General features: G+C 45.8%; 13 protein-coding genes. 9 read left to right on the top strand and 4 right to left on the bottom strand.

What is annotated here, in order from left to right:
* Window positions 1–148: 148 nt before the first annotated feature.
* Complete coding sequence (locus AC4EHB_RS11680; protein WP_490981596.1) at window positions 149–1,072, bottom strand: hypothetical protein; 924 nt, start codon at window positions 1,070–1,072, stop codon at window positions 149–151.
* Between the two features lie 219 nt (window positions 1,073–1,291).
* Here AC4EHB_RS11680 and AC4EHB_RS11675 point away from each other — a divergent pair, with 219 nt between their 5' ends.
* Complete coding sequence (locus AC4EHB_RS11675) at window positions 1,292–1,465, top strand: hypothetical protein (RefSeq protein WP_490975875.1); 174 nt, start codon at window positions 1,292–1,294, stop codon at window positions 1,463–1,465.
* A gap of 197 nt (window positions 1,466–1,662) precedes the next feature.
* Here AC4EHB_RS11675 and AC4EHB_RS11670 read toward each other — a convergent pair whose 3' ends face one another.
* The gene (locus AC4EHB_RS11670) at window positions 1,663–2,139 is read right to left on the bottom strand and encodes an SRPBCC family protein (protein ID WP_490981595.1); all 477 of its coding nucleotides are present in this window, start codon (window positions 2,137–2,139) and stop codon (window positions 1,663–1,665) included.
* Between the two features lie 437 nt (window positions 2,140–2,576).
* Between AC4EHB_RS11670 and AC4EHB_RS11665 the strand changes: the two genes are divergently transcribed.
* The 6 genes from AC4EHB_RS11665 to AC4EHB_RS11640 all read left to right on the top strand — a co-directional run bounded on the left by AC4EHB_RS11665 (window position 2,577) and on the right by AC4EHB_RS11640 (window position 6,516).
* On the top strand, window positions 2,577–4,085 hold the full coding sequence (locus tag AC4EHB_RS11665) for a phytoene desaturase family protein (RefSeq protein WP_490975877.1): 1,509 nt from the start codon (window positions 2,577–2,579) through the stop codon (window positions 4,083–4,085).
* A gap of 205 nt (window positions 4,086–4,290) precedes the next feature.
* Window positions 4,291–4,446 (top strand): hypothetical protein, encoded by a 156-nt coding sequence (locus AC4EHB_RS11660; protein ID WP_490975878.1) that lies wholly within the window; start codon window positions 4,291–4,293, stop codon window positions 4,444–4,446.
* Between the two features lie 23 nt (window positions 4,447–4,469).
* Window positions 4,470–4,619 carry a 50S ribosomal protein L33 gene (gene rpmG, locus AC4EHB_RS11655; RefSeq protein ID WP_490975879.1) on the top strand — a complete coding sequence of 50 codons (150 nt, stop codon included), beginning with the start codon at window positions 4,470–4,472 and terminating at the stop codon, window positions 4,617–4,619.
* Between the two features lie 55 nt (window positions 4,620–4,674).
* A complete protein-coding gene (gene rpsN, locus AC4EHB_RS11650) occupies window positions 4,675–4,944 on the top strand; it encodes a 30S ribosomal protein S14 (RefSeq protein ID WP_490975880.1) in 270 nt (89 codons plus the stop codon).
* Window positions 4,945–4,984: 40 nt separating this feature from the next.
* Complete coding sequence (locus AC4EHB_RS11645; RefSeq protein ID WP_490981594.1) at window positions 4,985–5,341, top strand: hypothetical protein; 357 nt, start codon at window positions 4,985–4,987, stop codon at window positions 5,339–5,341.
* Window positions 5,342–5,610: 269 nt separating this feature from the next.
* Window positions 5,611–6,516, top strand: a complete 906-nt coding sequence (locus AC4EHB_RS11640) for a hypothetical protein (protein ID WP_490981593.1) — start codon at window positions 5,611–5,613, stop codon at window positions 6,514–6,516.
* 73 nt (window positions 6,517–6,589) lie between these two features.
* Here AC4EHB_RS11640 and AC4EHB_RS11635 read toward each other — a convergent pair whose 3' ends face one another.
* Together AC4EHB_RS11635 and AC4EHB_RS11630 are read right to left on the bottom strand one after the other, a co-directional pair.
* A complete protein-coding gene (locus AC4EHB_RS11635) occupies window positions 6,590–6,931 on the bottom strand; it encodes a hypothetical protein (RefSeq protein WP_490975883.1) in 342 nt (113 codons plus the stop codon).
* A gap of 250 nt (window positions 6,932–7,181) precedes the next feature.
* Window positions 7,182–7,523, bottom strand: coding sequence for a hypothetical protein (locus AC4EHB_RS11630; protein WP_490975884.1), 342 nt, complete (start codon window positions 7,521–7,523; stop codon window positions 7,182–7,184).
* A 220-nt stretch (window positions 7,524–7,743) separates the two neighbouring features.
* On the opposite strand from AC4EHB_RS11630, the gene AC4EHB_RS11625 reads away from it, so the two are divergent.
* Window positions 7,744–11,517 (top strand): DEAD/DEAH box helicase, encoded by a 3,774-nt coding sequence (locus AC4EHB_RS11625; protein ID WP_490981592.1) that lies wholly within the window; start codon window positions 7,744–7,746, stop codon window positions 11,515–11,517.
* Window positions 11,518–11,521: 4 nt separating this feature from the next.
* Window positions 11,522–12,283 (top strand): hypothetical protein, encoded by a 762-nt coding sequence (locus AC4EHB_RS11620; RefSeq protein ID WP_490981591.1) that lies wholly within the window; start codon window positions 11,522–11,524, stop codon window positions 12,281–12,283.
* The last annotated feature ends 151 nt before the right edge of the window (window positions 12,284–12,434 follow it).

Here is a 12,434-nt window from a genome sequence, read left to right as displayed (position 1 = left end):
TTGGTGTAAGGAAGTATTCAGTCTATAAACTCTAATTGCATGAAAGGAATAACGTCCTTATGAAATGGTGGGGCAATTGATACAAGGAAGATAAATAGGAAGGCGCACTCTTTTCTGAGTGCGCCTTCCTATTTAAGTAAATATGACGTTAAGGATGTGGATTGGCAATTTCCTTGCTGATAATTTCATGATAATAATCAGGGTCGTAATGTTTCAAGACGATCAAGCCTCGCAAAGTATTCATTGCACCGATTCTTGTCGTTTCCATTTGAAAGTGAAAACGGCCTGAGTAAGTCGGCCCTCTGGTCAAGTAGCCCCTTTCGAATTTCTTTTTAAGAAGTTCCAACCCTTCTTTTAATGCCGGTTCATAAGGAAAACTGATGGCTGCAAAATAATATAACGCGCGCAGGACGTCGTATTTCCATCTCGTAGGGAAGTGGAAATCGACGATATATGGCATGATGATCTCATGATTCGATTCCCGTCGCATGAGATTCCGGCGCAGCAAATACGCCTGGCCTGCCACTGTTTGTTCCTTAATAGCGGGCAGCAGGCTGCCATAACCTTCTTTCTCGTAATCAGCAAAAGCTTCCAGGACAGACAGCGTGGTGTGAATGGAACTTTTGGTGCTGTGCCCATAAACCGCGGAACAATTCCAACCGCCATCCGGCAGCTGCTGATCCAGCAAATAATGGATCATTTCATCTATAGAGGACTCTGGATGCTTGCCGGAAGTAGATAAACTGATCAGCATAGCCACGACACAAACATCATCTTCCACAAACTCATACGGGTTCCACATATGTTCGATTAAGGTCTTAAATCCCTGCTGGTAAATAGGATGCAGCGGATCGATTTCCAGCGATTTTAAATCCCGCATCGTATAAAATGTCGAAATCCACTTAGGGCCGTAAATTCCATTCCCCCACGTTTTCTTTTCAGTATCGTAACGGGAAAGGAATTCACCGATCCAGCCGTCAGTTGTGTAAGGCGACTGCTCTCCCAACAGATAGATTTGGGTCTGCCGTCTAACAGCAGGGTCGCTATCCAATAAAAAATCAAGTACCCTCATCATGGAAACCTCCTGCAGAACATAATGAAGTGCAGTGTTCAGACATCGTATTGGCAGCAGAATTGAGCGGTATTAAACCAATCTTTAATTACTTCCATGCGTTCTCGCTATATCCTTCATTTCTTGGAGCAGCTTTGGGACAAAGCGACAAAAGAAGGTTATGCTTATGCTAGTTGAACCCTTCACGTCAGTGGAAGGGAAAACGGAAGGATGATTCAAATGGCATTTCTAGACAAGCTGAACGCATTGAAAGACAAGTCGATTGAAAAAGGCAAAGCGCATTGGGAAGAAAACAAAGACGACTATAAAGAAAAAGCGTCGACTTACAAAGATAAAGCCATGGTCATGAAAGATGATGTCACGAATAAAATCAAAGAGAAAACCAAAAAATAAATGATGAAGTTAGGCGAACGTTGCCTGGCTTTTTTTTTACAAAAAAGTAGGAGTTAATGGCACTTCTAAGGTGAAAAAACTCTGGACGATTTAATTATGCGGCCCCAGAGAACATCTCGGAATTGCCAAGGCTTTGAATACAATTAACAAACTCAAAGCGCTGCTGGTTAGACTATCGCAGAGTTAATAGGCGCGGTCTATTTTTCAACAAATCGAGCGAGATTTTCCAGAGTAGAATTCAACCCTTCGTCATGGTCTTCCTTTTTTATTCCTTCTGGAACCCGTTCATTTACAATCGTTACCTTTGTGCCAGCTGCTACAGCCTCCAAAAACCAGGTCTGAATCATCTCGCCGGAAAACGCTGGATCTTCCGAATCGAATTCGCCGACTAGTACAATCTTTGTACCGGGTACCAATTCCAGAAACCTGCCTTTGGACACGTCGGTGTTGTCCGAAGTCTTTCCCGGATTTGAGTGATCGATTTCATACGTCAGAGTTAGTTGATATGATCCGCCTGCACGCGCATCAAAGACGTCAATATGAGCCGACATGCCTTCGGGCGGCAGCCAAGAAACCAAAGCTTCGGGATTTACAAAAGCCTCATAGATGGCCTGTGGTGTTGCTGCAATAACCCGCGACGCAGAATCGATGCGATAACTTGAAGGACCTTTCATGATTGAAAACCTCCTATATAAATTGACTTGATGTTTTAATAATCTATACCCAGTAAACAGCAAAACTACATAAACTTTATGTTTTTCATAAGAACATACTTAGCGAAGGCGCGAACATGGGCTGGGCGAAGCAAGAAGACAGGCGGTCTTTGCCTGGCTTTTTGCGGGAGCCATGCCCTAAGCGTCGGGAGCGATATTCAATAAATATTCCCTTCGAGTACTTATCATCTTCATTTTAAAAGCGTCTTCCACCATTATCAATTCTCTATCCTTTACGAATAGTATATAATTACTATACAAATGCTATGCGAGTAAAGTTTCGATATTTCTGAACAAGGGAATTGGAAGAAAAAGCAAGATGCATTCAACAGAGCTTTTTCCAGTCTTTAGGAACGGCTACGATGAGATAAAAAATTGGAAAGAAGGATGGTACCGCTATGATGAATCCTAAAAAATCCGTAATCGTGATCGGCGGAGGCCTCGGCGGCATATCTGCCGCGATTTCTCTCGCACAAAAAGGCTACGCTGTTTCGTTATATGAAAAAAATGATCATGTCGGCGGGAAAGTGAACCGTCTGGAGCAGGATGGTTTCGGCTTCGATCTCGGACCGTCCATTTTAACGATGCCGCATATTTTCGATAAATTGTTCCAGGGGAGCGGCAAGCGGATGGAAGATTACGTGCCCATCAAGCGGCTCGAACGGGAATGGCGTTCATTCTTCCCTGATGGCACCGTTCTCGATTTATACCATGATCTTCGTTTGATGGAACGGGAAAATCCTGCACTTTCTAAAAAGGACATGAAAGAGTATTACGCGTTGTTGAAATATGCGCAGCGGATTTACAAGACGACAGAACACAGCTATTTGAAAGAAGGCTTCGAGTCGCCGAAAGAAGCGGTTGCGCAAAACGGCATCATCGCGACGTTGATTGGGTTTGATTTGACGTCTACGATGTATAGCGCCATTTCCAAACGCATCAGCAACCCGCATTTGCGCGATATGCTTTCCTATTACGTCAAATACGTCGGGTCTTCTCCTTATAGCGCACCTGCCGTTCTCAATATGATGATTTACATGCAGCATGCGCAAGGCTGCTGGTATGTAGAAGGCGGTACGCATAAATTAGCGGAAGGCTTGACGCGGCTGGCAAAAGAAACAGGGGTTCAAATCCATACAGGCATGGGTGTTGTCCGTGCGCATATCAATGAAAAAAATCAGCAAATCGAAGCGGTTGAACTTGAAGATGGTTCAGTCAAGACGGCTGATTATTATGTATCAAACATGGAAGTCATTCCGTTTTATAAAAAAATGGTGGATGCGGACGAGAAGTTTGTCGCCAAGTTGGTGAAAAAGTATGAGCCGTCGAGTTCGGGTCTCGTGCTGCATCTTGGCGTCAAGAAAACCTATCCGTTCCTGAATCACCACAACTTTTTCTTTTCGGAGAATCTGCATGAACAGATGGACAAAGTGTTCGAGAAACACGAGCTGCCGGACGATCCGACGATTTATCTGGTCAACGTCAACAAAACCGATCCATCCCAAGCACCATCCGGGCACGAGAACATCAAGATCTTGCCGCATATTCCTTATATCCAAGACAAACCGTTTACGCCGGAGCAATACCGGGAGTTTGAAGAACTTGTTCTCGACAAGCTGGAGCGCATGGGCTTGGAAGGTTTGCGCGAAAACATTGTGACGCGCGACGTCTGGACGCCGCATGACATAGAACGCACTTACGGATCTGACCGTGGTGCGATCTATGGAACGGTTTCTGATAAAAAGAGAAATGGCGGCTTTAAGCACAAAAAACAAAGCGAACTTTACGACAATCTGTATTTCGTCGGCGGTACCGTGAATCCTGGGGGCGGCATGCCGATGGTTACGTTGAGCGGCCAGCAAGTGAGCGATAAGATCGTGAAGCGCGATTTGGCGCGGAAAAAGTAAAACATTTTTCAAAAGTTAGAGAAGGAGCTTTTAACAAAGCTTCTTCTTTTTTTATTATCAAGAAATATAGGTTTTGAAAATACATTAGCGAAATTAAGCTAAATTTTAGAGAAACACTTGCAGTTTTTCGGAGAAGCTTATATGCTATAAAGCGTAATGATTACTATTTAAAGAATTTAAGATTTATCAGAATGGAGAGGGGAAGATGGATAAACGAATTCCAGTGACGGTCTTGAACGGCTATTTGGGCGATGGCAAGACCGAACTGTTAAACGGCAAACTGGGTGCAACCCGAAGAAGAAATGGGCATGGAGCGGTGAGATTCCCAGGATCCCCTGCCAGCATTTTACGAAAAAATTAAAGCGGAAGGAGGAAACTTGGAACATGCGCCTTAACATTACATTGGCCTGCACAGAAACGGGCGACCGAAATTATTCAACGACTAAAAACAAACGCAATAACCCTGAACGCATTGAAATGAAAAAATACTGCCCACGGCTTCAAAAAGTAACTTTGCACCGGGAAACCAAGTAAAGAAAATTACATATTTTAAAATCGGAGCAGCTAATATATATAAGGAGAGAAGAAAATGGCGAAAAAATCAAAAGTGGCGAAAGACCACAAGCAGCAAAAAATGGTGGCCCATTATGCAGAACTCCGCAGAGAATTAAAAGAAAAAGGGGATACCGAAGCGTTAAACAAATTACCCCGGAATTCTTCTCCGACGCGTCTCAAAAACCGCTGCGAATTGACTGGCCGGCCGAGAGCTTACATGCGCAAGTTCAAAATGTCGCGGATTGCATTCAGAGAACTTGCCCACAAAGGCCAACTGCCTGGCATTAAAAAAGCAAGCTGGTAAAATGATAGTGTAAGATCAAACGTGCAAGGGTGGGGTAGAAATGAATGAACGGTTACTGGACTTTTTACGGAGGAGCGAAGTGAGCAGGCTTCCAGAAGAAAAAAGAAAACTATATGAATTCATCACAGAGGCTGAAGATGCCCTGGCTGAAAAGGCAGCAACAGCAGATGAGTTCTTTAGCCTGGTGCTGACGGAATCTCCCATCAACTTGGCCATGAAACATTTTAAATTGCCTTACGATCAAGTTGTCTCATTGCTCACGGACATTGAAGAAGAACTTCATGTGAAAATCAAACAGCGCTCCGAAAAAGTGAAGTGGATTGATTTTAGTGATAAGTACAATCAAAATACGGATGGCGAGAGAAAGAATCATTTGTTTTTGTTTATCAATGAATAACGAAGTTTATAGCACATACACCGCCGCTCCCGACGCCTCTGCGTTTTAGGGAGTGGCGGTTTCTTTTTATTCAAGCGCATAATTTGTTTGGGAGAATGCCGGTCAAAGAAGTATTTGAGAGCTAAAGTCAAACTATTTTACTAGAAATGATTTATAGACTAAAGGATTTAATTATTGTAATATAAAGGAAAAGTGATAAATAGTAATGATTACTTTAAAGCGAATAATCTATATACTGCCAAATCCAGATACTAGAAAGAGGAATGAACGTGAGAATCCCATTCAACACAATGACGAAAAAAGTGGTTTTATTCAGTATGATGACAAGCATAGCTATGACCGGGGGAGTCGTCAGTGTATTTGCAACAGAAGCAGCGGCCTATTCAAATCCGCAGGCTAATGAGGTCCAGCATGTGGAGCTCGAGGCAAAGTATTCGAAGAAAGTGATGGCAGCGCTGGAAGAAAGCGTAGCGATCACACCTTCGGCATTCTCCATCGAGCAAATGCCGAAGGTGGAGGCAATGGACCGGTACTTGGCTTCATTCGGCACAAAAGTGAAGGGTAATGAGGTTCGTCTAGCTGTGAAAGAAATCTTTAACATTGATTTGGATGTCGTGTCGAAAAATAATTACGGCTCTAAGCTGGCCATTTATCCGGAAAATGTGATGAAAAGCCTGCGTGCTTCATTTAATGTAAATCCGTCTTCTACTGAGCAGGATGCGCGCATTATGGAGCTGACGAAAAACGCAGTGATGGACCGCTACATCAAGGAACTGGATTACAAATTGAGTGATGCGCAAAACCGTGTGCTAATCAACCAAATTTTCGGTGTGAACTTGAACGGTATTTCGACGTTGGAACGTTCGCAGCTAGCCATCAGCTCAAAAGGCCAATGGATCGTGAAAAGCGAAACGGATTTGTTCATTCTGGAATCGAGCTTGGACGATGTGGATGTTTCGGTTTATGTGACACCGTATTTTGAACAAGTGACAGGCAGCAGCGAATTGCCGGAGTCGCTTGTGACGAAATTAGAGGCTCTCGGCTTTACGTATATTGAAGAGTCTCAGGTTCTGTATTACAAGGATCCGAACAATCAATCGGTGCCGGATGCGTTCAAAGGGCAAGTGTTGGGAACGATCTTAGGAACTATTAATACAGAGTATAAGAATTATTAAAATATAGGTTAAATCAAATAATCCCCTCCAGACAGAAAAATTCTGTCTGGAGGGGATTTTATTATCAACCATTTTATACGGCAGTCTCTTCTTCAGGCACTCCCAGCCGCTCGGTCAGAATGTTGTAGATTTCCTGGAAATACTGGTCATCGTAACTCATCCCATTATAAGAAGCAGATCGTATGATAACTTTTCTATCAACTTTGACTACCTCGATATGAACCGTATGGCTTGTGCCGGTCTCGTCAATTTCGCGCTGTGCTTCCTGCATAAATACTAACGCATTTTTTGGTTCATATTGCTTAAAAGTCTCAAGTACTTCATTGAAAACAGTGATGGTGTTTTCTTCACTTCGAAACAACCAAAAATAATCCTTATTCTTACGCGATAATTGCAAATTAAGTTGATAATGCATCGTAATCCTCCTAGGGAAATAAAATCTGCCGGTTATGTATAAATTTCTATACCCTGTTTAATCAGTTTTGAAGAGCACGGAATGATAGTTTTTTATGACGCATTTAAAATCCCGTTAACCTCTTGAGTTTTGATCGTCCCGTAATCGCATAGCTTTGAAAATCGCGATTCTACTCAATAAAAATAATCCCCTCTGAACAGAAAAGTCTGTTCAAGGGGATTATATTGTATCAAGTAAAATTCAATCACATTTACAATGCCGATTCGTCTTCCGGTTTTCCCAGCTTGTCAGTCAGTGTAGAGTATATATCCTGGAAATGCCTGTCATCGTACCACATTCCATTATAGGAAGCGGAGCGGATAAGGGCTTCTTTATCGGCTTTAACGACTTCGATCTGAACTGTGTTGCTTTTCCCCGTCTCATCAATTTCGTGCTGCTTTTCCTCCATGAAAGCTTCCGCATTGGGCGGCTCATATTGCTTGAAGGTTTGTAAAACTTCATTGAAAACTTCTATTGTATCTTCTTCGCTCCTGAACAACCAAAAATAATCCTTTTTCTCACGGGACAAATGCAGGTTGAGTTGATAATGCATTGTATTCCTCCTCTAGAATGAAATTTTGTTGATTCTGTATGAAATTATATACCCCATTTCAAGGTTATGAATCTCGACTTTGTGCCTGAACTTATTCCCGAATTCTGAAGCTTTTTCAATTTGTTCATCATTAGGGAATATCCTCTCCGATAATAGATGCTATGATGAGGTAGAAACTTTTCAGGCATAAATTCTTCAGTTTTATAGAACAGGTGATTAAATGGTTAGAACACATACAGCAACATACAGAACGGCATTGCGGTTGACCAACACCGCGAAGGAAAAAATGAGAGGGTTCGGCATCAGCGAACGCTCATTTTTTGTTGGGGAAAAGCCGTTTCAGGTTTTCATCGAACGCTATCCGTCAAATGGCGACGGCTCGCTTTCGGTCGCGTTGATCTTCGGAGGTGCTGAAACGCTCCGGTTGGCAACGAAAGAACTGGACGGTTCAATCGTCGTGCATGGAATTTTTACGAATCAGCAATTGCTGGTGACGAACTTGACGCTTCGTAAAGCATACCAGGCGCTTGGGACAAATTGGCAGCGCGAGGAAACGATCGCTTTTGACCAATCCCGCGAACCGGCTACGGCCGCTTTGCTCAATTTGATCAACCGCATGAAGCCGGCGAAGGAAAGTTCGGATTACGTGAAAAAACGTATTGGCAGCTGGGAAGGCTATTTGAAGATTCAGGAGCGCGGCATGGACATTCCGGACGTCAAAACAGGCTATTCAAAACTGGCGTTCAGCCACGACTTCAGCCGTATCACGTTGACGGGTTGCCAGCTGAAAGACGCAGAATGGAAAACGCTGAAAAACCTGACCGTCCGGTTGACGGGGATATCAGGCGACGTCGGCACAGTCATCAAAGCGGCGAACCGCACAATCGAAGTCGAGCTTCAAAACCATATGGTCAAGCAAGTGCGGGAACGCGGGTTGTCACTCGATAAAAAAGAAGTGGTATTCAGCAATTTCGCTGCGCTCAGCCAAATCAGGCGTCTGCGCCAAGGTTTCGGGAATTTGGAGAAAGGCCTCGCGGTAAATCCGAATCTCGACCGTATTCTTTTTGAAGAAAAGCCTCCCGTGAAGCCGCTTCAAGCCCAGGAAAAGCTGGCGTTCCACAACCGGTTGAATGAGTTCCAGCAAAAAGCGGTGTCGGGCGCAATGAGAGCGGAAGACTTGTACGTCATCCAAGGGCCTCCGGGTACCGGGAAGACGACGGTCATTTCGGAGATCTGCCTGCAAAACGCACGAAAAGGCTTGCGGACACTTGTCGCCTCGCAATCGAATTTAGCGGTGGACAATGCGCTCGGGCGCTTGTTGGCGAACAAGGATATCCGGATTCTCCGGGTCGGGCGCACCGAGAGCATCGAAGAAGAAGGCAAGAAATTCATCGAAGAAAATGTCGGGCAGTATTGGAAAGACCATACCTTAAAAGAGATTACGGCCCAGTATGAAAAACGTCAGCAGCGCGAACCGCAGCTGGACAGCGAACTGGCGGCGAATGAAAAGTCTTATGGCGAGCTGGAACCAGTAGTTGAGAGTTTGGCTGCGGCCATCGAAGACAAAAAGAAAGCGCAAGTGCAGCACCGCGAACTGCAGGAATCTCTGGCAGCGGCACAAAACAAGCATGCAGAGTTTGAAATTCAAAAGGGCAAAGCCGTTCAACACAGCGATGAAATGGCGCAAACGCTGGAAAGGCTCGAAGAATTGATTCGCAGCTATTCACATGGGCCGGGCAGCGCAAAAAATGATGAGTGGTTCGAAGGCGAGAAGCAGAAAGTCTCAGATGTGATTGGACAGCTGCAACAAGCGCTTGAGTTTAAAGGGCTTGCGGAACAACTGGGGGTTAAAGAGCGTGATGTTGCTGCGATTGTGGAAAAACGCGAACAAGCAGCGTCTGCCGTTGAAGAAAAGCAGGCGGCGCTGAACGGCTTGGAAAGCGTCAAGAAAGTCGATAGTTTGCTCCAGGTAATGGCGCAGCAAGGGATTGATGAAGTTCCATCCATCACGTACGGCCTCAACAAGCTCGAAACCAACCGCGAAAAGATGAACGAATGGACGAAACTCAATCAATACAACGAGACGATCAGCTCTGCCATTGCGTACGTCGAAAAATCAGCGGCACTACTCGGCGTTGCAATTGCTGAGGTCAAAGAAGGTGCGCTATCAAAACCAGAAGCGTTCACGTCCGCAGAAATCGACAGCTTCATGGAGAAGCTGCGAACGGTGTTGAAAACGGCGCAGCGCAACGATCCGGCTGTTTTGAAAACTGCACTTGCCGGTTTGTACAAGCGCCAAAACAATATTTGGCGCAGAGGCGCGAAGCTGAAAACCGCGGAAGCGTACGTGGAAGATTCGAAGCGTGCGTTCCAAGGCTTGAAAAAAGCGTTGAACGAACAGCTCTCGAAGCAGCAACAAGAGTTTCTGGCTGTCGAGCAAAAATGGCTGGGACGGCTGGAACAAGCGCGGGAGGCAATGGCGCCGCTCGAACAACGCTGCCGGCATTTAAAACCTGTCGGCGTCATTCCTGAAGACATTGAAGGCGCCATCAGCCACCGCTGCGCCGAGCTTGAAAACCTTAAAAAAGAACAGGCCGCATACGCAGAAGCGGGACAGCGTTTGAAAAAACATCAAAGTGAACACATGGAACAGTCCGAAGCGTTGGAGAAAAACAAGGTCCGAATCGCTGAACTGGATGCCGAGATCCGAAGAGTCGATGAGGCTATAGCGGCGAACGAACATAATGCGGCAAAGTTGCACGACATCCTTTCCACCAATCCGGAGGAGGATTACGAACAAGCGGCGAAACAGCTTGCCAGCCTGTCATTTGCGCGAGAGTCACTGAAACAAGAAAAGAAAGATTTGCCGATGCTGCAGTCGATCCAGAAGAAATGGCTGGATTTATTGGAAGGGGCGAATGAACACGATCTGGATGAAATCCGGAAAATGTACATCAAGCACGCGAACGTCATCGGCACGACGTGTGTTGCGTCCGCGCGCAAGGATTTTATCGAAAATTATCCGGTATTCGATGTGGTTATTATCGATGAAGTGTCGAAAGCGACGCCGCCGGAATTATTGCTGCCGATGCTGAAAGGCAAGAAAATCATCCTCGTCGGCGACCACCACCAATTGCCGCCGTTGCTTGGCAACGACACCTTGGAAGAAACGCTTGAGGAAATGGTCAACGACAATAGCGGATTCGAAGAAAAGCGGGAGCTCGAGAAGCTGCTCGCAGAATCGCTGTTCGAGCGGCTGTACAAGAACTTGCCGGACAGCAACAAAACAATGCTCGCAATCCAATACCGCATGCACGAAGACATTATGGAAACCATATCGCCGTTCTACAAACTGGAAAACGACCAATTGCAATGCGGCATTATGGATTCCGACGCGGAGCGCGATCATTTATTGGAATCGAAAACAGTGTCGCGGAACAACCACCTCATGTGGATTGATGTGCCGAATGAGCCGGCGTCATTTGAAGAACGCATGAGCGGCGGGAAAAGCTTGTACAATGCAGCAGAGCTGCAGGAAATTCGCACTTTGCTGGTGGAGTTGAACGATGCCGCCGCAGAAGCGAAGGTTGCAGGACGGATGGCGGCGCACGATCAGAAAAGCATCGGTGTCATCAGTTTTTACGGCGAACAAGTCAAACGGCTGCAGCGCATGCTGGACCAGGAGCTGCGCTTGCCGCATTTGACGGTGCGGACCGGGACAGTAGACCGGTTCCAGGGCAGCGAACGGGACATCATCGTGTTGAGCATGGTGCGCAATAACGATAACAAGCACGGCGATATCGGCTTCGCGAAAGATTACCGCCGCCTCAACGTGGCGTTATCGCGCGCCAAGGAATTGCTTGTGCTTGTCGGCAGTTCAGACATGTTCACGAAGCGCGCTAAGCAGCCTGATACAAGAGCGATGTATCAGCACGTGCTCAATGTAGTCAAAGAGAAAAATGGCTTGAAGGCGTTAGAAAGCAGCAGGAGGTGAAGGAGTGGAAGAGCTAATCGAGAAACTGCGGCTGACTGCAGCGGATAATCCGGATGTTGCCATTTTAAAAGAACAAGTGTGGAAGCTGCCGGTCGTGTTTTATGATGTGAAAATCGACCGCGTCAAGCGCTTGAAAATGGACATCTTGATGAAAATGCTGTTGTTCGCGTTCCAGGAACGGGACATCCGCCGAGCCGCAACGCTTGCCGCCATGCTGTTTGTGGAAGAGCTCTTTATCAGCGACTCGATTGAGAAGATGGAGCGTACCCGTTTGATCGGGCTCGACAAGAAAGGCTACGTGCTGACGGCGAAAGGGCATGACTATCTTGAAAAAGGCATTTTTGAAGAAGAGATGGAACCGGAAGCAGCGCAGATTGTTTACAGCGCCGTCCACGACGAATACTGCTTGCCGAGGGATAGCGAAACGCCGGAAGCTGAAGAATCGCTCGAGCCTTATCGCTACAGCGTGAAAAGTGCAGTGAAAAAGGACCGAATCCGAAAGATGCTCGCCAACAGGCCACAGGAAACCGATGAACAAGGCTTCCAGATCATCGTAACAGACATCACAAGCTGTATCGAGCAGTCGGTTGAACATATCCCGTGCATTGAATTCCAATTACACGACCAGAAACAGGACATTTTTTACGCCCGCGTCTGGAACACCGCATCCGAAAGTTGGGATGAAAAGCTGGAAAAAGGAATTGAAGAGCGGGAAGCAGTGAAGTGGCGGAGAGCAATGGAAAAGCGAAAGAGTTTAAACGCGTAACCCTGGGCCGCAACCAATTTTAAATGATTTTAACAATGTACGACAATCTATATCTTATGCATCGCCGCTTCTCGTGGATCAACATCCCCTGGAGCGGTTTTTGGTTTTATTCATCTATATAAATTGCGTCGAACTACGTGGGACAACGAAG

The sequence above is a fragment of the Planococcus sp. TJ-302 genome (assembly GCF_058268455.1).
This window is presented reverse-complemented; position numbering and strand designations above follow the sequence as displayed.